22 protein-coding genes are annotated in these 21,780 nt (G+C 37.6%); 9 read left to right on the forward strand and 13 right to left on the reverse strand.

Annotated features, from left to right (window positions below):
* Positions 1 to 35: 35 nt before the first annotated feature.
* The 3 genes from AB3217_RS08765 to AB3217_RS08775 are packed head-to-tail and all read right to left on the reverse strand — an operon-like array spanning position 36 to position 2,376.
* The gene (locus AB3217_RS08765; protein WP_068807618.1) at positions 36 to 803 is read right to left on the reverse strand and encodes a YibE/F family protein; all 768 of its coding nucleotides are present in this window, start codon (positions 801 to 803) and stop codon (positions 36 to 38) included.
* Complete coding sequence (locus tag AB3217_RS08770; protein WP_367365994.1) at positions 800 to 1,918, reverse strand: YibE/F family protein; 1,119 nt, start codon at positions 1,916 to 1,918, stop codon at positions 800 to 802. Before AB3217_RS08770 ends, AB3217_RS08765 begins: the two co-directional genes overlap by 4 nt.
* Positions 1,919 to 1,944: 26 nt before the next feature.
* A complete protein-coding gene (locus tag AB3217_RS08775) occupies positions 1,945 to 2,376 on the reverse strand; it encodes a GNAT family N-acetyltransferase (protein ID WP_367365995.1) in 432 nt (143 codons plus the stop codon).
* A gap of 179 nt (positions 2,377 to 2,555) precedes the next feature.
* On the opposite strand from AB3217_RS08775, the gene AB3217_RS08780 reads away from it, so the two are divergent.
* Complete coding sequence (locus tag AB3217_RS08780) at positions 2,556 to 4,715, forward strand: LTA synthase family protein (protein ID WP_367365996.1); 2,160 nt, start codon at positions 2,556 to 2,558, stop codon at positions 4,713 to 4,715.
* Between the two features lie 100 nt (positions 4,716 to 4,815).
* Here the strand turns inward: AB3217_RS08780 and AB3217_RS08785 are convergent, their stop codons facing one another.
* On the reverse strand, positions 4,816 to 5,799 hold the full coding sequence (locus tag AB3217_RS08785; protein ID WP_367365997.1) for an NAD(P)/FAD-dependent oxidoreductase: 984 nt from the start codon (positions 5,797 to 5,799) through the stop codon (positions 4,816 to 4,818).
* A 166-nt stretch (positions 5,800 to 5,965) separates the two neighbouring features.
* On the opposite strand from AB3217_RS08785, the gene AB3217_RS08790 reads away from it, so the two are divergent.
* Both AB3217_RS08790 and AB3217_RS08795 read left to right on the forward strand, forming a co-directional pair.
* Complete coding sequence (locus AB3217_RS08790) at positions 5,966 to 6,925, forward strand: nucleoside hydrolase (protein WP_367365998.1); 960 nt, start codon at positions 5,966 to 5,968, stop codon at positions 6,923 to 6,925.
* A gap of 144 nt (positions 6,926 to 7,069) precedes the next feature.
* A complete protein-coding gene (locus AB3217_RS08795) occupies positions 7,070 to 9,067 on the forward strand; it encodes a sodium:proton antiporter (protein ID WP_317762973.1) in 1,998 nt (665 codons plus the stop codon).
* Between the two features lie 551 nt (positions 9,068 to 9,618).
* Here the strand turns inward: AB3217_RS08795 and AB3217_RS08800 are convergent.
* Entirely contained in the window at positions 9,619 to 10,554 is a 936-nt protein-coding gene (locus AB3217_RS08800) for an alpha/beta hydrolase (RefSeq protein ID WP_068807698.1), read from the reverse strand.
* A gap of 267 nt (positions 10,555 to 10,821) precedes the next feature.
* Here AB3217_RS08800 and AB3217_RS08805 point away from each other — a divergent pair, with 267 nt between their 5' ends.
* The 3 genes from AB3217_RS08805 (at position 10,822) to AB3217_RS08815 (ending at position 13,068) form a co-directional block, all read left to right on the forward strand.
* A complete protein-coding gene (locus tag AB3217_RS08805; RefSeq protein WP_068807600.1) occupies positions 10,822 to 11,247 on the forward strand; it encodes a helix-turn-helix domain-containing protein in 426 nt (141 codons plus the stop codon).
* 27 nt (positions 11,248 to 11,274) lie between these two features.
* Positions 11,275 to 12,126, forward strand: coding sequence for an SAM-dependent methyltransferase (locus tag AB3217_RS08810; RefSeq protein WP_367365999.1), 852 nt, complete (start codon positions 11,275 to 11,277; stop codon positions 12,124 to 12,126).
* A gap of 315 nt (positions 12,127 to 12,441) precedes the next feature.
* On the forward strand, positions 12,442 to 13,068 hold the full coding sequence (locus tag AB3217_RS08815; protein ID WP_367366000.1) for a DedA family protein: 627 nt from the start codon (positions 12,442 to 12,444) through the stop codon (positions 13,066 to 13,068).
* Between the two features lie 92 nt (positions 13,069 to 13,160).
* On the opposite strand, the gene AB3217_RS08820 is transcribed toward AB3217_RS08815, so the two are convergent.
* The 7 genes from AB3217_RS08820 to AB3217_RS08850 form a co-directional block, all read right to left on the reverse strand.
* Positions 13,161 to 13,391, reverse strand: a complete 231-nt coding sequence (locus tag AB3217_RS08820; protein ID WP_367366001.1) for a hypothetical protein — start codon at positions 13,389 to 13,391, stop codon at positions 13,161 to 13,163.
* An 11-nt stretch (positions 13,392 to 13,402) separates the two neighbouring features.
* On the reverse strand, positions 13,403 to 14,032 hold the full coding sequence (locus tag AB3217_RS08825; protein ID WP_367366002.1) for a L,D-transpeptidase: 630 nt from the start codon (positions 14,030 to 14,032) through the stop codon (positions 13,403 to 13,405).
* A 14-nt stretch (positions 14,033 to 14,046) separates the two neighbouring features.
* A complete protein-coding gene (locus AB3217_RS08830) occupies positions 14,047 to 14,499 on the reverse strand; it encodes a hypothetical protein (protein WP_057783166.1) in 453 nt (150 codons plus the stop codon).
* A 185-nt stretch (positions 14,500 to 14,684) separates the two neighbouring features.
* The gene (locus AB3217_RS08835) at positions 14,685 to 15,074 is read right to left on the reverse strand and encodes a hypothetical protein (RefSeq protein ID WP_068807588.1); all 390 of its coding nucleotides are present in this window, start codon (positions 15,072 to 15,074) and stop codon (positions 14,685 to 14,687) included.
* Between the two features lie 23 nt (positions 15,075 to 15,097).
* A complete protein-coding gene (locus AB3217_RS08840; RefSeq protein WP_367366003.1) occupies positions 15,098 to 15,403 on the reverse strand; it encodes an ATP-binding cassette domain-containing protein in 306 nt (101 codons plus the stop codon).
* Between the two features lie 23 nt (positions 15,404 to 15,426).
* Entirely contained in the window at positions 15,427 to 16,746 is a 1,320-nt protein-coding gene (locus AB3217_RS08845) for an ABC transporter transmembrane domain-containing protein (protein WP_367366004.1), read from the reverse strand.
* Positions 16,743 to 18,362: an ATP-binding cassette domain-containing protein gene (locus AB3217_RS08850; protein WP_367366005.1), complete on the reverse strand. Its 1,620-nt coding sequence runs from the start codon at positions 18,360 to 18,362 to the stop codon at positions 16,743 to 16,745. Before AB3217_RS08850 ends, AB3217_RS08845 begins: the two co-directional genes overlap by 4 nt.
* A 712-nt stretch (positions 18,363 to 19,074) precedes the next feature.
* On the opposite strand from AB3217_RS08850, the gene AB3217_RS08855 reads away from it, so the two are divergent.
* The 3 genes from AB3217_RS08855 to AB3217_RS08865 all read left to right on the forward strand — a co-directional run bounded on the left by AB3217_RS08855 (position 19,075) and on the right by AB3217_RS08865 (position 21,265).
* Positions 19,075 to 19,527, forward strand: coding sequence for a universal stress protein (locus AB3217_RS08855; RefSeq protein WP_260266707.1), 453 nt, complete (start codon positions 19,075 to 19,077; stop codon positions 19,525 to 19,527).
* 75 nt (positions 19,528 to 19,602) lie between these two features.
* Complete coding sequence (locus AB3217_RS08860; protein WP_057784689.1) at positions 19,603 to 20,529, forward strand: RluA family pseudouridine synthase; 927 nt, start codon at positions 19,603 to 19,605, stop codon at positions 20,527 to 20,529.
* On the forward strand, positions 20,519 to 21,265 hold the full coding sequence (locus AB3217_RS08865) for a nitroreductase family protein (protein ID WP_057784690.1): 747 nt from the start codon (positions 20,519 to 20,521) through the stop codon (positions 21,263 to 21,265). Before AB3217_RS08860 ends, AB3217_RS08865 begins: the two co-directional genes overlap by 11 nt.
* 51 nt (positions 21,266 to 21,316) lie before the next feature.
* Here AB3217_RS08865 and AB3217_RS08870 read toward each other — a convergent pair whose 3' ends face one another.
* Entirely contained in the window at positions 21,317 to 21,775 is a 459-nt protein-coding gene (locus AB3217_RS08870) for an AP2 domain-containing protein (RefSeq protein ID WP_057784691.1), read from the reverse strand.
* Positions 21,776 to 21,780 lie beyond the last annotated feature (5 nt).

The following is a 21,780-nucleotide window of genomic DNA, read 5'->3' on the forward strand; positions in this document are numbered from 1 at the left end:
AAAAGGCATCGCCACTTAAAGCGATGCCTTTTTAATTACCCAATTTTCTTAGCTCTTTTTCTTTGTACCTTAAGTTCCATCACCCAAGTAGTGACAGGAATTGTCAAAATCACACCAACAAACGAAATTAAAATCATTAGTAACTCTGACACAAAAATCTTATTATTCACAAATTCGCCCCACGTATAATTTAGCCGTTCAAACCAGATGAACAATCCTAAAAAGCCACCAAAGAAACCAAAAAACAACGTGTTAAACGTGGTACCAATAATCTGTCTACCCACAGACATACCATCTTTAAATAAACGAGTTACCGGAATTTCAGGGTTTTGGCTCAGAATTTCACCTAACCCGGCTGAAATTGCAATGGCCGCTTCGGCAATGGCTCCCAAACTACTTAAAATGGTGGTTGCAATCGACACATCCAAAAATTTGATTCCAACCAGTAATGACATTCCTTCAAGGTCTTCAGTATTCTCATTGCCAAATCCTTGAACCACAGCCCAGTGCTCCATTGGAATGATGAGCAAAACCACCAACACCATAACCAAAACTGACCCATAAAAAGCTGTTTCAGTTGTTAGCGGATCATCATCCCCTAAATAAATTGTCACAGCCAGGATGATCACGGCATTTAATAAAGTTATTCCCAGAATCGGAAAATTGAGTCCAATTAAAACGACCGTCATAAAAATTAAGGCAAAGTTAATTACCAAACTCAGAAATGACTTTAGTCCTTGTAACCCACCAACCAAAACCATTGCCACAAAGAGAATCAGCACCAACACTGAAATTGTGCTCATGCGCGGTCACCTCTTTTTAATAAACTACTTGCAAACCAACTGGCAGCAGGGATGGCTAAAACAATACCAATACCACTAACCAAGCTTTGAACCATTCCTAATGACATATTCATGGTGAAGGCATAACCCCAGCTATCGCCATTGCGTAAATAAAGCACCATCATCGCAAAAGTATCTGCCATAAAGATTAAGAAAAGTACATTAATCAAAGGTCCCATTATGGATTTACCAATCTCCCGGCCAGATAGAAACAACTGACGGCGCGTCAAATCAGGCGTTTCTCGGTGGACCGCAAACAGACTAGAAATTATATCTGTGGATTCATCCATAACTGCACCCAATGAACCCAAAATTGTTTCTGCAATAAACACTGGTTTAGGACTTTGAGTCACATACTCCATTGTTTCAAAATGGAGTCCTTGATCATGCGTTAGATTGAGAACAATTAAAGTTACTAACACCGATCCCAATGTTCCTAAAATCGTCGCTCCAAAAGTAACCACCATCTGCTTGGTTTTACCAAGCACTAAAAATAGCGTTAAACCGGCAAATCCAAAGGCTAAAACTCCAAAAATTTCTAAAACGTTGGTGCCTTGCAATAATACATCGAGTTTAATTGCCAAGAAAAATAGGACACCGTTTAGTAATACGCTTAAAAGTGCCATAAATCCGCTAATTTTCATCGTTAGCAATAATAGGCTAATTGCCAACAAGCTTAAAAACACAATTGACGTGTCGCGTTTCAAGTCCGTAATCGTCGCTTGTAGTTTATGATCCGACTTTTTTTGCACAGCCAAAAAAATTTGCTGGTTCTTACGATATGCTTGATCCATTGCGTTAGAAGCAGAAAACGTGTTCTGAACATTTAGTGTTTTGTTTCGATACTGTCCATTTAAAACTCGGACTTTTAAAATCTGATTTTGTGAATAATCGTGATTATGAAAATTATCCACCTGCTTAATCCTTTTTTCGTTAGTCACCTTAATGATCTGACCAACTGGAGCTTTATACAAAGCTGCATTATGTTGTGTGGCAAAACACAGCAACCCACCAATCACAATTACAAATAAGATCGTAAACCAACTCACCTGATATCTGGGTTGAACTTTACTCACAATACATTCATCTCAATCCTAAAACTTTACTTGATTTTCTTGATCATTTTATGATGGGCAATTCCTGCTTCCATCACTTGATCGCCCACAACCTTAAATCCATTTTCTAAATAGAATTTTTGAGCGTGGTCTTGAGCAAAGAGCCATACCTGAGCCACCTTGTTGCTTTTAGCGTCTTTTTCAATCGCACTAAAAATTTGTGAAGACAGGCCCTGCTGTCGATATTCTTTGAGCGTACAAACCCGTTGCACCAAGGTTCCCTCCTTCGTTGCAATGACCCTTGCTGTGGTTACTGGTTTGTTTTCGATGTAGCCGACATAATACAAACATCGGTTTTCATTTTCATCCTGTTCAATGCTAGCATCAATTTTCTGCTCATGAATAAACACAGCCGTCCTGCTTTTCATACTATCATCATAGACTGCATTACCGTTACCAAACGCTGTTTTTATTTCCATAATCTATCACCTATCAAAAATTCCTTTTATTTTTGAATTATAAACTCTTTGACGGTCTAAAAACAAACTCAACCTAAATTTAAGCATTTGCTTAATAAAATTATGTTAAAATGACTCTATATTTGTGAATCAAATCGTAAGGAAAAAAAGATATTCACAGGAAGGTTAGCAATCAAAAAATGAAGCAATTTATTTCAAAAATCAACACCCGAATGGGCTTTTTCTTTCTTCTAGTATTCCTTTTCTGGTTGAAAACACTTCTCGCCTATTTCGCCGATTTTTCTTTAGGGGTTTCCGGCGTTTTTCAATGGTTTATCATGCTAATAAATCCCTTGGCAACTACCTTCTTACTATTCGGCCTTGCGCTGTACGCGAAGCGAGCCAAGTTTTTTTATCCACTGATTATATTAATTGATTTTGGAAATTCTCTTTTACTTTATCTCAATGTCATTTACTATCGTGAATTTTCCGATTTCATGACAATCAATACAATGCTAGGGTATTCCAAAGTAGATCAGGGATTAAGTGGGAGCTCATTAGCGCTAACGCAGCCCCATGATTTGCTATTTTGGTTGGACCTCGTTATTATTTTAGTTTTGATGCTCATGCGCAAAATCAAATTTGACAGAAATCCTTTACCAAAACGACTCGGATTCCAAGTAACTTCACTTTCGGTTCTTCTCTTTGGTTTTAACTTAATGTTCGCTGAAATTGATCGTCCGCAATTAATCACGCGAACTTTTGATCGCACCTACATCGTAAAGTACCTCGGACTTGATGCGTTCACAGTTTACGATGGTGCCAAAACGGAACAAACGAGCAAAATGCGTTCCAGTGCAACTAAGAGCGAACTTAAAACCGTTAAAAAATATGTCCGTAGTCATTATGCAAAATCCAATAAAAAATATTATGGCATCGCCAAAGGTAAAAATGTCATTGTCATTCATTTAGAAAGTTTTCAACAATTTTTGATTGATGACAAGGTTGAAGGTCAAACTGTCACACCGTTTTTGAATAAAATTTATCACAGCAAGAGCACCTACTCATTTTCGAATTTCTTTAATCAAGTTGGTCAAGGAAAAACCAGTGATGCCGAAAACATGCTCGAAACCGGCACGTTTGGGCTGTCTCAAGGCTCCTTGTTTGCCCAGCTTGGTACCGATCAAACTTTCCAAGCGGCTCCAGCCATTTTAAAACAAGAACAAGGCTATTCTTCAGCTGTTTTCCATGGTAATGTAGCCAGTTTCTGGAATCGTAACAACGTTTATAAGAATATGGGTTATCAGTACTTCTTCTCCGCTAGTTATTTTGATACGTCAGGTGATAAATCGACCGGTTATGGCTTAAAGGATAAGTTACTCTTTAAGGATTCCATTAAATACTTGCAGTACTTGCAACAGCCGTTTTACGCTAAATATATTACAGTTTCCAACCATTTTCCGTTTGACTTAGATAAAGAAGATTCCAGTTTTAAAGTTCCAGACACAGGCAATACTTCTGTAAATAACTATTTCAGAACGGCAAATTATCTTGATCAATCTGTCAAAGAGTTCTTCACTTTCTTAAAGAAGTCAGGCCTTTATGATAACTCTGTAATTATTTTATATGGCGATCATTACGGGATTTCTAACTCAGCAAATAAGAATTTAGCCAAGACCTTTAGTCAAGATTCCAGTCACTTCAAGTCATACGGCAGCGACCCCGTCGATAATTGGACGGATTGGGATAATACTCAGTTGCAGCGTGTACCTCTCATGATTCATGTCCCTGGTGTCAAAAATGGTGGCATTAACAAAGAGTACGCGGGCGAAATTGATGTTCTTCCAACTCTTTTGCATCTTCTTGGGATCAACTCCAAGAAATACATGTTATTTGGAACGGACCTTTTCTCATCACAACACGATCAAGTGGTTGCTTTTAGAAATCAGGATTTCATTACACCAAACTACACCTCGATCAGCGGGACTATTTACGATAACAGTACCGGCCAGATTGTGACGCCGAATAAGACTTTGAAAAAGCAAATTGCAAAGGATCAGAAAAAAGTTAACAAGCAACTTAGTATGTCTGACTCGTTAAACGAGAAAAATTTGTTACGATTCTACACACCTAAGGGCTTTAAAGCTGTTAATTCACAGCTTTACAACTATGCAAATGGGCTTCAAAAAGAACTTAAGATTCAAAAGAAACTTGGTCTGAAGTCGACCTCAATGTACTCTAAAAACCGTGATCGTTCTTTAGAGGATTTGTATAAAACTGATGCGCCAGAAGCAACCCACTCTAAGTCTAAGAATAATCGAATCCAAATTACCAACCCAGATTCTAATTCTGATGACTAACAAAGACGCGACAAACGATAGTTAAGCTAACTGAATCAACTAAACTAAAAACGATCCCCAACCAAAACATATGTTTTGGTTGGGGCTCGTTTTTTACTCTTTAAAGTTCCATCGACGTACTATGCAATGGGCCACGACGGTCGGGATACAATTCCTTCATGATAGCACTAACTGCCATTGGTCCCTCAGCAAACGCGGTCGCAATTAAATCAAGTTTACCTTCATAATCAACGCCATCACCAATTGCATAAATTAACGGAAGATTCGTTTTCATTTGACGATCCACCGTAAACATTCGGTGGTGTTGTTCAGGCTGAATTTGCCATTGCTTAATTGTTTTATTGTTTGAAATAAAACCATAGTTAACGATCACATCATCAACTTCTTTTTGTAAAAGACGCTCCCCCTTCACTTCTTTCATTGTCAGTAAAAGGTGCTCATTTGTTTGTTCAATTTCCTTTATTAAAAATGGAGTTAATAGTTCAACCTCAGATTTTTCAAGTAATTCAACGCTGTGTTCCATCCCCCGAAACTGATTTCGCCGGTGCATTAAATACACATGTTTAGCCGTTTCTTGCAACATTAAGGCAGTATCAATCGCTGAATCACCTCCGCCAGCTATCAAAACTGTTTTATCTTGAAAACGACGCGGATCCGAGATTGTGTAAAAAATATGCTGATCTTCTAATTCTTGAGCACCCTCAACTGCCAAGCGACGCGGACTAAACGCCCCAACTCCGGTAGCAATAATGATGGCTTTTGACTCATAAGTTCCGCGGTTAGTCACTACTTTATAGCCATCTTCTTGTTGGATAAGGTCAGTAACCGTTTCTTTTAACCGCACATCAACAGGTAATTGGCTTAATTGTTTATGCAATTTCTCAATTAATTCATTTGCTTTGACCCCTGTAAAACCCGCCACATCATGAATATATTTTTCTGGATAAAGCGCACTTACTTGCCCTCCAAGTTGGGATAGGCTTTCAATAATTTGCACCTTGGCTGTTCTCAAGCCACTGTAAAAGCCCGCAAACATTCCTGCAGGGCCGCCACCAATAATTGTAATGTCATAAATGTCAGACACGTTTTATCCTTCTTTCTTTACGTAAGATAACTGTTCAATTTTAACACGATTTTCAGTCAGTGTTGATTTTTAAATTTGTCACTCAAAAAGACAAATTTAAATTGTATTTAGATTCGTTATTTCGTATGATTATGGTGTACCAACAATAAAATTTGGGAGGCTCCTCATGGCGACACGCAAAATGATCTTAGATTTAGATACTGGTATTGATGACGCAATGGCCATTGCATACGCAGTAGCTGCTCCAGATGTTGATTTGATTGGAATTGTTTCTTCATATGGAAATGTGTTAACTCCATTGTCAGCCCAAAACAGTTTGAAAATTCTTGAACTACTTGGTCAACAGGATGTCCCCGTCTTCCTTGGGGAATCACACTCTTCCACAACCACTCAATTTGAGGTGATGCCGATCAGTGTACAAATCCATGGTAAAAATGGAATCGGTGAAGTTTCACTCCCCACCGCCAAACGGCAACCAGAAACTAAATCTGGCGTGGATTTTTTAATTGAATCTGCCCATACCTATGGCAAAGATCTGATCGTAGTTCCCACTGGTCCTTTGACTAATTTAGCAAAGGCATTGAAACAAGCCCCAGAAATCCAAAACGAAATTGGTAATGTGACCTTAATGGGTGGCGCACTAACCGTTCCAGGAAATGTGTCACCAGTAGCAGAAGCCAATATAAATCAAGATCCAACTGCTGCTGACCAAGTTTTTGAAAGCAACTTGAACATCACGATGGTTGGCCTCGATGTCACTTTACGAACCCTTTTAACTAAAAATGAAACCGCGCAATGGCGCAAATTAAACACTGTTGCCGGAGAAAAGTTCGCAGATATTGTGGATTATTACATTGATGTTTATAAAATTACCAGTCCTCATCTCCATGGCTGTGCCCTTCATGATCCTCTGGCAGTTGGAGTCGCTTTGGATCCAAGTTTAGTTTCAACACTTGATATCAATATGTTTGTGGATACAACTAAAGAAATGTGGGGTCGAACCATTGGTGATCCAGCTCGATTAACCGATCAACACCCTAATGTATCTGTCGCTTTAACGGTCAATCAAGACACCTATCTCAAACGGTTCATGACATACTTTTCCGAACTTTTTTCTCAAAATTAATAAAATTAGGGATAACCAGAGTTGCAATCATAATTTGATTGCAACTCTTTTCAGTCCTTAACAACCTGTTTCAAGACTTACCAGTCAAATATTTACCAACCCATATGGTAAACTAGATTCAGATAACTTTTGGGAGTGAACCACATGGAAATCGTCGTTTTAGTTTTAGTTCTTGTGATTGCGGTACTAATTTCAAATATTATTGCCAGCAAACTCACACAAGTTCCCCTTGCCTTTATTGAAATAGCAATCGGCCTGCTTGTGGCATTTGTTGTGCCTTATTATCGTCATTACACAATGAATCCGGATCTCTTTATGCTCGTCGTTTTAGCACCACTAATGTTTTATGATGGCCTGAACACTAACATGCGTGCTCTGCGACGTTCTTTTTCCACCACACTGTCACTTGCCGTTGGTCTTGCTTTAGTGACCATCAGTATCGTCGGCGTTGTCACTCACTTAACATTAACTGAATTGGCACTGCCCCTATCTTTTGCGTTAGCAGCCATCATCACACCAACCGATGCCGTCGCTGTTTCTTCAGTTACCGCCAACATTGAAATGCCAGAAGAGGCCATGCAAACTTTAAAAAATGAGTCACTTTTCAATGATGCTTCTGGAATCGTAATTTTTGATTTAGCTTTGCAGGCTTTTACAACGGGAAAATTTTCGTTTACTTTTGGTTTTTTTGATTTTTCATATGTTTTTTTAGGTGGTTTACTGTTAGGCATGATTTTGGGAAGTTTATTGGTCTCCCTGAGAACTTTTTTAATCAGTCACCGAATGGATAATTCTTCCGTCATCGTCACCTTAGGAATTTTGATGCCATTTTTCGTCTATTTTATTGCGGAATTAGCACATGTCTCCGGAATCTTAGCTGTAGTGGCTGCAGGACTTGTTCACGGCGTCCAAGAAGGGCGTCTACGGCTTACTTCAACCAAGATACAGGTTGTCAGCAACACCACCTGGGAAGTCCTCTCAGACAACTTGAACGGGTTTGTGTTTGTGCTGTTGGGCGTGTCTTTACCAACCGTTATTGCCGACATCTCTTATCGGAACAATAGCTTTCTGCTATTTTTGATGGGATTAAGCATCTTGCTTTATGCTTTAATGACCATTTTGCGATATTTATGGTTGCGCATGGGATTTGCCACTATTCGTGTCCGCCCGGAATATAAAAACACAAATTGCTGGATCATTGCGTTAAGTGGTATTCATGGAACAATTACGTTAGCACTTGCCTTTTCATTGCCTTTGACGCTGCATGGTACGGTCTTTCCATACAGAAATGATCTTTTATTTGTTGCCAGCATTGTAATCATTTTAAGTATGTTAGTTCCTTCTTTAATTTTACCAGCTTTGCTTCCTCGTCAAAAAGAACCCTTTTTATGGGAAGACGCCAATTCTGCACGCAGAAAAATGATTAATTATGCGATTCAAAAAATAACCGAATTAAACGAAGACCCCTTGGAAACTCAAGCTGTTATTTCGACTTTGCATAGTCAAAATAAGCCAGAAAAAATTGAAAGCAGACGGATTTTAAGACAATTATTTGCCCAGACTCGCGATGTTGAAAATGATGTTCTAGACGAAATGGTGGCAAATGAAGACATCACAGAAAAAGAACGCCGCCTCTATCAACGCACCATGTTAACCCGAGATGCCCATTCTGATAATAGTGTTTTGAAAAGCATTTGGCGTCAAATTGCTTACCGGTTCATCTATTTTTTTAAACGATTAACGCATAGCAGAAAAATCAAAATAGCCCAACAACAAATGAAACATAACCCTAAATTAATGAAGAAGTTTAAGAGTAAACATGACACAATCGTCGAAATAGAAAATCGTGCAACTCAAGAAGTGTTTAAATATTTAAAAAGTCCTAAGGTAAATAAAGAAAGTCGCACGGATATCTCGATCGTCCAACGGTATTACCGCGAACGTCATCGTCGCTATCAAAATAATTCAAACAGTAATGAAATCCAAGAAGAACTGTTTATTAAGGCATTTCAGTTTGAATATAATTATGTTCAAAACCAACTTACTGAAAATAAACTTACCCGTGAGCTTGCATCAGCTCTGTACGAACAAATTTCAAATGACGAACTGATTTATATGCAAAATGATGAAATTTATGATTAAAACTGAAAGCTGAAAGTATCAAAACTACTTCAATAACTGATGTTAAACGATTCAGTCTCTAAAAAAATAGTTTAACTGCCGTCCTGCGTCTCACTTAATCTGGAAGCAAATGGGCTCAGTAGTGTCGTTTATCTTAGCGGGTTTCGCTTAGATAAAAGCCGAGCTTGGGGAAGTGGCTTGTGGCTCCAAGTCGTGCCCACTATTCCGCCTAGTAATGATGATTTTCGTTCCGAAAATCTTTCTTGCTCCTGTCGATGTCGATGCTTGTGGCAAGCTCGGCCGCAAGAACTCGCACTACGTTCCAGCCCAAATTTGCTGGGAGACGGTATTTTAATCTAATTTCGTTACCATAACTGCTTTTGTATCAGGTAACGAGACGTGTTTTTATAGTTTTAACCTTTTGATTAAAGCAAAACAATGGGAAAAAGCGGTTAGATTCCTCCGTTTAGCTAAAAAGTTTGACTGTAAAAGAACAAGAGACTGGCAAAATTACTTTTGCCAGTCTCTTGTTCTTTTTAATTACTTCTAAAATATATTTAATAAGAAACACACTACTTCACATACTTGTTCAAAAACTTTTTCACTGTTTGTTGATAAAGTTTGGGGGCTGTCGCCATTGATTTTGCATGGGTAGCACCCTTCACAATGAGCAGCTGTTTAGGTCCCTTATCTGCTTTATACAATGGGTAAACCATTCTGGTTGGGACAAACGTATCCTTGTTCCCGTGAATGAACAGCATCGGTTTATGATTCTTCGCAACCTGTTTCAAAGCACTGGCCTCTTTAAAGTTATATCCAGCCCGTAACTGCGTAATCGCACTCACAGATGGAACTAATGGCCAATATGGTAAATGATACATAGTTTTAGCTTCATACGTTATTTCATCATTTACAGAAGTGTAGCCACAATCTTCAACATAGGCCTTGAGTTGTTTTGGTACATTTTTTTCGCCACTGACCATCATTGTTGTGGCACCACCCATGCTGACGCCATACATCACGAGCTGCTGATTCTTACCTTCTCGTTTCAACAATAGATTCATCCATTTAATATAGTCTAGCCGGTCTGGCCAACCAAACCCGATATAATTTCCTTGGCTATCACCTTGGCCACGGTCATCCGGCACTAACACGTTATAACCCATCTTATGAAACATCGCCGCAGAAGCTCCCATTTTGGACTTATCATCCATAAAGCCATGCGCAATTACAACCGTTTTATTACTCTTATGCGCCGCTGGAATATAATAAGCATCTAATTTGAGATTATCCGTTGCCGAAGTTTCATGCCACGTTTGCTTATGGACATTTTGATACCAGAGCTTTTCTTTATACAGTGGGTCACTTTTCTTTAAGATTGCCGAGCTACTTAAAAAATCTTTGTGTCCAGGTACCACAGCCACATGATAAAAATACGAAGCCGCACCAATATCTGCTACAACTAAGACTGCAAAAATAACGAGTAACCATTTCCAAAACTTTTTCAAAATTTTCATCCCTTATCCTTCGATTTAAAAAGTATACTGCTTTTTTGGCCAGTAAAATAAGCGCAAACGAATTTAATTTATTCTCAAAGGCCAAATAAATCACAATCAAGCCCATGAAATTCACTATCTATCCGGTTTCATATAATTTGGATCGCGATTGTGACAAATTGTTCGAATTGTCCCACTAAAATGCAAAAAATAGTGATAGAATGCGCCTAACAGGCTGTTGTTATGATAAAATTGAGATAACAGAAAGGGAGTAATCACATGTTTCCTGAAAGACTTCGTGCACTCCGCCATGGCCAAAACATCACTTTGGAAGAATTAGCGGCGGATTTAAATAAACAATATCCAGGACCAGCAGAAAAAGCAAATACATCCTCTCAGATTGGTAATTGGGAACGTGGCGTTCGAACCCCTTCTTTTGTAGAGGTTCGAAAATTAGCCGAATATTTTGATGTTACGATGGATTATCTTAGTGGTAAGGCCGATCACGATGAATATGATCTGAGTAAACTATTCTTGTCTGGTAAACAACTTTCCTTCAGTCATAAGGTTTTGACGAGTGAAGATCGCTATGAACTATTTCAGTTAATGGATGGCTACCTCCATGGCAAGAATCGCCGAACCATTCATGCAGATAATGATCAGCAAGAAGAATTAGATTTAGGCTTGGATGACAATAAAAAGTAAACTTGACAGTTTGAATGGATGGCTATTTTGAATTCTAAAAAAATGAAAAAGCTTCGTAAGCAGGTTCGTGCTAAACGTTCAAAACCCGCTTCAGACACTTATTTAGAGCAAATAAAAAGATACGATTTGTTATTCAAAGATTCCCCTCAGATCACTTTCCTTACCCATAACATTTTGGAAAGTGATCATCTTATTTCTCAGGGATTGTTGCCACAATCATTGCCTCTTCTTCAAATTCCAGATACTTTTCAAGATGAACTGTTTCAGTCTATTCTTAAAGATTATCCAATGGGAAATCCTAAGGGCGATGAACTATGGAATAGGTACTCGCAAGCATTACCGAAGTTAGATAAGTTGCTACGATCTTATCGGGATTATTTAGAGGCGCATTACGGAATGTGGGCGTACATTTCAGCGCCTTTTATCAAAGATCTGGCCAAATTCTTAAATGGTGCCCCAACTTTGGAAGTGATGGCAGGCAATGGCTACATTTCAGCCGGCTTACGTAATCATGGTCAAAACATTATTGCAACCGACAGTATGGGATGGATCACCGAAAACGAAACTGGCAAACATACTTTGACTGAAATCGAGCCTTTAGATGCACTGGATGCTTGGCATCGCTACCATGACAAAGTGAAATATGTCATGATGTCTTGGTCACCAGACGGCATCCCTGTTGATTGGCAACTCTTACAAGAGATGCGAAAAACTAACCCAGATGTTAAATTAATTTGTATTGGCGAAAAGCTGGGAAGTTCTGGAAGCAAAACTTTCTGGAACCATGCCACTTATGTGGACCCTGAGGCTACTGAAGAGCTCAACAAACATTTTTCTCATTTTGATTTGGTTCATGATCAACTTTATATTGTTCAATAAAATTGCGTAATAAAAAAGGTTGAAGCAAAATTGCTTCAACCTTTTTTGAACGGTACTTGATTTCTCAAATAGACCTCGCACGGTTCACACATGTTTAATCAGATGTTCCACACAATCCGGTGGAAGAGACACATCCCGTTCCAAGAAAATCACTAGTCACTCGAAAGTGAAACAACCTAAGTTGCCTGATTATACTCGACTCATCGCATAAATTCATGATAACACGTTTAACTTTCAATTACCAATCCCAATACTAGTCAATTTCACGATTTCATTATATGATTAGGGTAGTTTTTACGGGAATGGAGTTCCGCTATGCTAAATTTAATCATTAATTTCTTTATCCATCCACTAAATTACATTGTGCCAATCGCAGACAAAATGAACGGATGGATTTACCTAATCTTATTTATCTGGATTTTTTTAGAAACAGCTTACGTCATTTTTTCATTTCTACCTGGTCAATCAGTTCTATTTTTAACAAGTACAATTGCCGCCAGCCCACATTCTAAACTGAATTTAATTGTTTTATTTGTTGTATTTCTAACGGCTGCCACTATTGGTTCAGTTGTCAAATTTCGTCAAGGTAAAAAACTTGGTCAACACTCCAAACTAACTAAAGAAATTCAAACTTCGGATCAAATGGAAAAAACACAGGCTTATTTTAATCACAATGAAAAAAGTTCTTTATTATTATCTCGATTTGTCCCGTTCCTTGGTTTGTTTGTCCCAATTATTGCCGGCAACTCTGATATGAGTTTCCAAAGGTTCAACAAACTAAATTTTCTAGGCGCTCTCATTTGGGTCGGTGCCTGTTGTTTAGCTGGATATTATCTAGGCACAACGCCCTTTGTAAAAAGGTATTTCACTTTAATCTTCTTTACGCTAGCAATTTTACCTGTTGTAGCAAGACAGTTATATAAACTCGTTTCGAGGGCTTAACGTGGAATTCCATCATTCATTTTAAAATTAATCAACACAAAAACCGTCAATTTTTAGTTTCCAACTAGAAATTAACGGTTTTTTTAATCTATTTATCGTTTGCGTGACCAATTGAGCTCCCAATAACGCCACCCAAATAAAATGATGACATACAAAATCACAACACCGATAATTGTTTTCCAATTCAAAAAATTGATCTTCGTGAAGATGTAACCAATTAACTTATATAAAACAAGGACCACGAAAAGGCTGGCCACACTAATGCCAGCATCTTGATACCATTTTCGTTTTTGCAGTAGAAACTCGCGAATTTTGTTTTTCATGTTCTATTCCCTCAGTGGATAACAACCTTTGTTCCTTCTTTAATGTTTGTATAAATCCATTTTGCATCTGGTACCGACAGCCGGACACAGCCATGTGAATTGGCCTTTTTACCTAGTTTCTTAGCTTCCTTTACAATAAACTGCCCCTGTGAATTTGTTGGCACAGTGTGAAATAAGTAAACACCGTGGTCTTTCCAAGAAACATAGTACTTGGCGCCTTCTTTAGACTGTGCATTATAGAAAAACTCACCACGTTCTGCCTGAATATGGTACGTTCCGGTGGGCGTTGAGTTTTTAGCACCAGTCGTTGCATACATGGTATACAAACGCTTTTTGTTATTGCGAATATAGACCCGTTGTTTTGCAATTGAGACCTGAATCCATACGTTTGAGTATTTCGTTAAATCCGGGTAAGCCTTTGTTTCTGAAGATTTTTTCCAATTTACCGCTCGCATGTAAGACGGTCTTTTGGCAACTTTTTTCTTTTTAGTCTTCTTCTCTTTAGGCAGTTTTGAAACACTTACCTGATTTGAATCTTGCGTTTTTACTTTGCTAGTGGCCGGATGGAATCGTAAGCTAATTAAAAAGACAGCCAAAAACAAAACTCCAGCTACTGCTAACATTTTAGTTAAACTATTCATAAACAACCTCTACTTTATTTTTCTTTCTTAGTTTCTAATTTCTCAAATTGCAAGATCACCCAATCAGCGATGTTTTGATAAACATCTGCATCACCTGCTAAGAAATTATCAACACTTCCCATTAAATCAATCCGCAAGTGGGATGCATTAATCTCTTCTGCTTCAAAAATCGCATATAAATTAACATCATAATCCGTATCAACTTCAGTCAGTTGTTCAATCTTGTTTGGATAATTAAATGGTAAGTTAATGATATTGGTCTGAAACTTCAAAACAACATCTTTTCTGATTGCCACGTCGGCTTCCACAACAGCTGTTTCTTTCAAAGCCGTTTGTAGATAGCCAAAAACAGATTTTAATGCCCCTTTGGGATCTTTTTTTAACTTTGTGCTCGTGACTTTAAAAGTTTCCGGTGCAAAATTCTCATCGCGAATTGTTTCTAATAAATCGTTTGATTTAATTTTCATAAATAATCACTCCCAAATTGGTTAAAGCTTACTTACCTAGTCTACCATCTGAATGAAAAGTTACAAATTACATTTTATTTACTAAAGAAGAATTTAAATAAATATAAGCAACACATCATAAAAAAGACATCGCACTAACCGAAATTAGTTCGATGCCTATATTAATGGCGGTATTTGTATCGCCATCACCAATAACCACATTGTAACCGCATTCTTCGAAAAAATCTAGGGTTCTGCTCACTTTGTATATCAAAATTTAGGTTAGAGTCAGACCTATCATTAAAAACAGAGGCAAGGTCTCCTAAGGGAGTAGCCCTATACATCCCGCGAATACTATATTTCCAAAGTGGGTTTAATAATTTTTCATCAATCCATTTAACTTTTCGTAGATTCTCATACATCTTTGGACTTAATAATTCGATTGATTTAACCAATTTTTGGAATTCAGGAAGTTTTCTTTTATCCTCATAATTATTATTTTCAAGATTTAAAATTTTTTCAAATTCAGGAAAACTATTCAACGGAAATTTATTTATCCTGCCGAAAATAATACTTGATATTAAATTTGTTTTCATAATTGTTCATCTCTTTAACGTTTTCAAATTGCATCGACTATTTTTTTGTTTTTTAACACTTTTTTTGTTAACCAGTCAGTCTCCACCGAATCGCGATGGGAGATCATAAATATACCCATAGGTAACTGACTAAGAACTCTTAAAAAATCTTTTTCGCTCGTTTGATCCAAATTAGCTGTGGGCTCATCTAAAACTATCAGTGGACGTTTCGCTAACAACGCACGTGCAAGCCCAATTTTTTGAAGTTGCCCCGCAGATAAGTTCATATTATCTCCTCCAAAAATTTGTGTCTCAAGTTTATTCGGAAGACCGTCAATCAGAGATCTCAAACCAACCTTTTGTATAACTGTGCTTAATTCTGCTTCAGGTACTTTTCTCTTCCCAATAACAAGTTATTTCTAACAGTGTCGGAAAAAATTTCCGTTTCTTGTGGCACGTAAGAGACTAAACTGATAGGATTAACCTTCTGTTCAATATTTTCATCAATCCCAATCCCGCTAATTTTTCCTGAATTCGGTTCATATAGTCCCATCAGGAGTTTTATAACTGTTGTCTTACCAGCACCACTCTCACCTACAAGTAAAATTTTTTGTCTATTTTTTAAATTAATGAAAATACTTGCATCTTTTAAAACCCAATCTTCATTTTTAGGATAACGAAAAGATACCCGTTGTAATCCAAATGAATTTACACTATGCAAATTATTATTATCGATTGGCTTAATCTGATCACTAGCTAAAAACTTCACTACTCGTTTCAATGAAGCTTTTTGACGAGCCCAGTTAGCATACAATCCAGGCAACTGATAAAATGCCCAAGTAAAATTCGCATTCAGTACATTAAAACCCATAAATTGTCCCAGTGTCAGTGCATGAACACTAATTAAGTAAATGCTAAAAACTAACGGCGTAACATCGAAAATAAATCCTGCAGCAAGACTTATACTATTCATTCGCCATTGACTTTTTGCATTTATTAATTGATCCCCTGTATATCTCTGATACTTTTCTTTGAAAAGATTTAGACCGAACCTTTCAGCAAAAAATGAGCGCAGAAGGCTCTTCCCGCCAAAAACTTGTAACATTATCTCTTGCATATCTTCTCTGCTATGTTGCGTATTCTCTTGTGTCACCGTTATTAATTTCCCGGTTAATCTTGGTATCGCCATAGAAAAAAAACTCAGAATGAGTATAAAACAAGTTAACATCCACGATGATAAGAATCCAAAAACTATAGCAGACAAAAATGAACTCAAACCAATCAAAAGGTTTGTAAAAGTTTCTGGTACTACTCCCGATAGTAAGGGAACATCAGAATTGAGAATCGTAATCCATCCACCTTTTCCCATTTTTTCAACACTTATAGTTTTCTTGACAAACACATTTTTTATTAGGTTGTTAGACAAATCAAATTCAATTTTCTGTTTGAGCCTCCCCTGCTGACTCACAGTGAAAAGTTTGCATATTCCAATTACTAAACTAAGGCCAATTAAGTAAATTGCACTCTTCCAAAATTGGTCAACTTGTTTTTCACTTAAATAATTCATCAGGATATTTAGTTTATAAGCTAAAAAAAACTCAGAAATAGCTCCCATTATGCCGACAATCCATAAAGGAACAAAAAATTTGTTCTTAAAAAGTGAAATTAAATATTTCTTTTCTTTTACTTTCATGTTAGCCCTCCTATTCTGATAACATTGTCTGAGGGTTCGATTAAATCAAAAGTATGCGTGATAATTAAAATACCGGTTTGTTTAGAAATTGAACGCAGCTCTTGCATCAATGCTGTCTGATTCTCTCTATCTAAATCGGAAAATGGTTCATCCATTACCACGAACTGTTTGTTCGACAGTACAGCCCGTGCAATTGAAAGCCGTCGCATTTGACCTTCTGAAAAATTAGTTTCGTCACCAACGACAGTATTTAACCCATTTGAAAGTTGTTCAATTTGATGACTCATATGAACTGCTTCAAGCACATTCTTTATTGTGCTCAGATCAATTGGTTTATCAAGAGTGAGATTGCGATAAATGGTTGTATTAAAAAGAATATTTTTTTGTGGTACATAAGCTAGTTTCAAACTAAAACCAGTTTGTTCACGGTTATTAGTATCCAATGCAAAAATCCTTCCACTCGTAGGTTCAATCAATCCCAAAATAAGTTTTATTATGGTAGTTTTTCCAGCTCCGTTATCTCCAACAATAAATGTGATCTTAGATCTCGGTATGGTAAGATTTAAATTTTTAAATATTTCTTCTCCATCATCGGCGTAACTAAAGTACAAATTTCTAATCAAAATTTTTTCGAGATTCATTGCTTGATCGGCCTTTGATCCAATAACATTGTGGTCTTCCTGGTAAACCGACATTCGGTTGTTGACTCTTTTGATTGCTACATGTTGTTGAGATAAATACGAAATCACACCAGGCAGCGACATGAATGGATCTAAAATTGAACCAATACCAGCATTCCAAATTCCAACCATTACACTGAGTTGCAGATTATTGTTTTTCACTAATAATAATCCCCCAATAAGCGAACTAACCTCAACAAAATAAACCCCACCTACAAATAAACTACTGTTAATAGCTGCAGTGTTGACATTTTTCGTCCAATATGGGAACTTTTTCGCGAAGAAATACTGATGCTTAGTAAGTGCCCATTGTGTGCTCCCGAAAATTCTAAGCAATGGTATATTCTTATATAACTCAGCAAAAAAACGTTTATGTTCGTCATCATAGTTTTCGAATATTTGACGCACATGCGCTTGTTTTTCAAAAAAACAACGTACTAATACAAAAAAAGTTAACCCAATACATAAATAAAATACGCCGGATATCCACGAATAAAAGAAAACATAGCACAATCCCATTAGCATTGACAAAAAGAAATCAAACAGCGGTGAAACCCCTGAATATAAGTAATTTGCTATTGTTTCGGCATCCTGGTTAATTAAATTAACTAGTTCGCCTTCCTTAACTTCTTGCCTCTGACTAGAACTTATTACATTATTCATAAGTTTTAAACTCACCGTCTCGCTAACGTGCTTTTTGGTTTTTTCCAATAACATAGAATAATTAAAATAAATAATTCCATAAACAACGGATCCTGCAATTAGTGCTGCCCAAACATACCATAACTGAAAAATATTTTTCCCAAAAGCTATAGTAATTCCAACTTGAATCATTATTGACACAAATAAATTAAAGCCGCTCATGTATAATTTGCTTAGAACTAACCACAGGTACCTGTTTTGGGGAACCAACTTAAAAATTTCGCGTATATTCATAAAATCGCCTTCTTCCGCTCCATATCAAAATTTCAAATATGATCCTGTTTTCTCAATCCAAACTTTGTTCCTCAACTCTTTAATATCTCCTAGAACTATAAATTCTAATATTTTGTCAAAAAGCTCGGCTGTTAGAGAATAAATACCGTGTACTATTTATTTTAGGTTAACGCTTAAAAGAAGAATACCACCATGAATATTATTTGTAAATGATTAGAATATTAATTCTATTATCATTTTAAACACAAAAATTAAAGGTTGAAAGCTACGTATTGAAGCAAGAGACTGGGAAAAAAACTAGTCTGTAATCATAAATAAGGAATCTGTTCCCATTATGTATTAGCGACCAAACTATAAAAAAAGAAGTGGCTTCCGTGTACAGAAATTCCCGATTTAAATAAATATAGGGTTCTGCTCATCTTTTTGGACGGCTCAGCAAGCCAGAAAGTGAATGCTAAGCACGATTCCGCGGGATTGCGATCCCGTCTCCGTCACTTCGCCTTGTTTGTTTCCGCTGAGCTTTAGGACGGCTCAGAGTAGCAGAAAGCAGAGAATAACCATGACTACCGTAGGATTACGATCCCACTAACGTCACGGTTATTCTCTGCTTTCTATCGCTACTCTTCGCCCACTTTTGAACTAAAACACTTACATTTTTCCGAAATAATGATATGATATTCATAAGAACCCATGAGAATGGAAGGTGAGTAACATGTTACAACAATATAAAAACATTTTAGCTCCAATTGATGGATCAAAAGTTACAGACACCGTCTTGAAAAAGGCCATTGAGGTCGCCAAACGCAATGACACCCATCTTGACATCCTAAACGTACTTGAAGTCAATCAATTCAGTGATACCTATGGCGGTGCCGTCAGCGGTGACGTCATCTACAAACTCTCTGAAGACGTTCAAAAACGCTTAGCCGAACTAAAGAAACAAGCCGAAGATGCCGGCCTCTCAGACGTCAGTGTCCACGTTCGTTTTGGTAATCCTAAACCCGTTATTGCAACTGAGTTTCCCAAAGATCACCACAACGAACTTATCATGATCGGTTCAACTGGTTTAAACGCATTAGAAAGGTTAATGGTCGGCTCTGTAGCAACCTACGTCAGTCGTAACGCCATTTGCGATGTGTTAGTTGTCAAACCGGAGTCAAAATAAACACTAATCCTTAAATTCAAAAGGCCAGCCAAACAATTCATTTGTTTGGGCCTTTTTGTTATGGAGTGAGACATCATGAATTGGCAATATCAACGCGTTCTTCCACCTAGTTTTAAAACCACATCTATCCGAAACTTATTGCAACACAATTGGGCACTTTCACGAAAAGAAGTGCATTTTTTGCGTATCAATCGTTCGATCCTTATAAATGGTCACTATCAATCAATCAACACTGCCGTCAAGGCTGGCGATCAAGTCAATCTCAGTTTTGATTCGGCAAACTTTTCGACCCCAATTCCAAGCTTTTTACCAGACAGTGCCGCAAATTTAGATATTTTGTTTGAAACAGAGGATCTTATCATTGCCAACAAAGCCAATGGGGTTAAAACGCATTCAAACCAACCAAATGAAATTGGCAGTCTGATGAACCATTTAGCTGCTCATTTAAAGGGCACTCCTTTTCATCCTTACAATGTGCATCGTTTGGATCAACAAACCAGTGGTGCTATTCTAGTAGTCAAGAATCCCGTTTTAATTCCTATTTACAATCGATTAATCAAAACCAAACAGGTCCATCGAACCTACCTTGCGGTTGTTCAGGGCCAGTTTTCAGTCCCCAACGGTGAAATCTCCCTGCCAATTGGCGAAACCCTTTTTGACAAACGTCAGCGCGTGGTAAATGGCACCAATGCCGCGATGGCTAAAACCAGTTATCACGTAATCCAAATGTCAGCTCATCATTCGCTCGTGGAAATTCAATTACATACGGGTCGCACACATCAAATTCGGGTGCATTTTGCCAGTTTGGGCCATCCCGTCGTTGGCGATCCTTTGTATAATCCCGAATATCACTCCGGGCAGCGTTTAGCCTTACATTCGTGGAAAATCAGCTTTCCGTTGCCGTTTTCTAGCGAAGTAAAAACAATTACTGCACCGATTCCAGAACATTTTCAACTAAAAAATAATCCTACTAGAAAGAAGTTTGATAATTTTGACAACTAACGAAACCTTACATTTATTAACCCACCATCGGTCAATTCGCCGTTTTAAAAACCAGTCTTTAGATCGTGACACCATTCAAACCTTGTTAACTGCTGCTCAACGAACATCTTCAAGTATGTTCATGCAACAATTCAGCGTGATTAGCGTCACCGATCCTCAATTAAAACAGCAATTTGCCGAAATTACTACCTATCCATTTACACAAAGTAACGGCCATTTATTCATTATGATTGCCGATCAACATCGCAATGAATTTATTGGAGAAGAGGCACATGAAAATACCAAATTACTCCATGATGGTGATCGCAGTTTGGCCGCTTTTGACGACGCTGCGTTGGCTGGCCAAAGCATTGTAACTGCTGCCGAAAGTATGGGACTTGGAGCCGTAATCCTTGGCAGCATATTAAATGACGCCCAACAAGTAATTGATCTTCTTCACTTACCCAAACTAACTTTTCCCGTCTTTGGAATCGCTGTTGGCTACCCTGATGAGAAGCCAAATTTGAAACCCCGCTTGCCACTTGAAAGTGTCCATTTTGAAAACCATTATCAAGAACCAGATAAACAAACATTAGATGCCTATGATCAAACTATTCAGTCTTATTATACACATCGCGATTCAAACACTCGTAATGAGACCTTCAGACATCATATCATTCATGACATGCAAGTAAGTCCTAAGAAACGTTCCGAAATTCTATCTATTTTGAAAAACCAAGGTTTTTTTGAAAATTAATCAACAAGAAAAAGCGGACAGAGTTTACAACTAACTCTTCGTCCGCTTTTTCTAGTTATCCAACTTTTTGCCATAATACTTTTTTTCAGCTTCTCTACGTGCTGCTACAGCATCTTCAAAGTGTTTAAACGTTTTTGATAACACATATTTATAATCAATCATTAAATGGGCGTACCACGAATCAGACTGTTTGTCATAAGACACACCAATCACGCCACTCTTATTTCGTTTCGTAAACTTACTAGATGTAAAACTAATGCCATCTTTATTTACTAAATTAGTGGCTTTACCCACATTCTTTTGAAACGCCGGATTACACTTACTACTTTGTTTAGAAATTTCACGCTTCAAACAGCCACAACTTTTAGTTTGCCCACAGCGCAATGAATATCCATCCACAACCACTTTATTACCACATTCACACTGACACAACCACCTTACATTGCCATTGGCCGGATTACTTCCTGCCCGCTGTACAACCAATAATCGTCCAAATTTCTTCCCTACCATCGGTA

It is taken from the genome of Pediococcus parvulus (assembly GCF_964063155.1).
GTDB lineage: Bacteria > Bacillota > Bacilli > Lactobacillales > Lactobacillaceae > Pediococcus > Pediococcus parvulus.

Excerpts from the sequence above, each read along its gene's own strand:
- AB3217_RS08765 (WP_068807618.1), bottom strand. The coding sequence starts at position 803 with ATGAGCACAATTTCAGTGTTGGTGCTGATTCTCTTTGTGGCAATGGTT.
- AB3217_RS08775 (WP_367365995.1), bottom strand. The coding sequence starts at position 2,376 with ATGGAAATAAAAACAGCGTTTGGTAACGGTAATGCAGTCTATGATGAT.
- AB3217_RS08780 (WP_367365996.1), top strand. The coding sequence starts at position 2,556 with ATGAAGCAATTTATTTCAAAAATCAACACCCGAATGGGCTTTTTCTTT.
- AB3217_RS08790 (WP_367365998.1), top strand. The coding sequence starts at position 5,966 with ATGGCGACACGCAAAATGATCTTAGATTTAGATACTGGTATTGATGAC.
- AB3217_RS08795 (WP_317762973.1), top strand. The coding sequence starts at position 7,070 with ATGGAAATCGTCGTTTTAGTTTTAGTTCTTGTGATTGCGGTACTAATT.
- AB3217_RS08805 (WP_068807600.1), top strand. The coding sequence starts at position 10,822 with ATGTTTCCTGAAAGACTTCGTGCACTCCGCCATGGCCAAAACATCACT.
- AB3217_RS08815 (WP_367366000.1), top strand. The coding sequence starts at position 12,442 with ATGCTAAATTTAATCATTAATTTCTTTATCCATCCACTAAATTACATT.
- AB3217_RS08820 (WP_367366001.1), bottom strand. The coding sequence starts at position 13,391 with ATGAAAAACAAAATTCGCGAGTTTCTACTGCAAAAACGAAAATGGTAT.
- AB3217_RS08825 (WP_367366002.1), bottom strand. The coding sequence starts at position 14,032 with ATGAATAGTTTAACTAAAATGTTAGCAGTAGCTGGAGTTTTGTTTTTG.
- AB3217_RS08830 (WP_057783166.1), bottom strand. The coding sequence starts at position 14,499 with ATGAAAATTAAATCAAACGATTTATTAGAAACAATTCGCGATGAGAAT.
- AB3217_RS08835 (WP_068807588.1), bottom strand. The coding sequence starts at position 15,074 with ATGAAAACAAATTTAATATCAAGTATTATTTTCGGCAGGATAAATAAA.
- AB3217_RS08845 (WP_367366004.1), bottom strand. The coding sequence starts at position 16,746 with ATGAAAGTAAAAGAAAAGAAATATTTAATTTCACTTTTTAAGAACAAA.
- AB3217_RS08850 (WP_367366005.1), bottom strand. The coding sequence starts at position 18,362 with ATGAATATACGCGAAATTTTTAAGTTGGTTCCCCAAAACAGGTACCTG.
- AB3217_RS08855 (WP_260266707.1), top strand. The coding sequence starts at position 19,075 with ATGTTACAACAATATAAAAACATTTTAGCTCCAATTGATGGATCAAAA.
- AB3217_RS08860 (WP_057784689.1), top strand. The coding sequence starts at position 19,603 with ATGAATTGGCAATATCAACGCGTTCTTCCACCTAGTTTTAAAACCACA.
- AB3217_RS08870 (WP_057784691.1), bottom strand. The coding sequence starts at position 21,775 with ATGGTAGGGAAGAAATTTGGACGATTATTGGTTGTACAGCGGGCAGGA.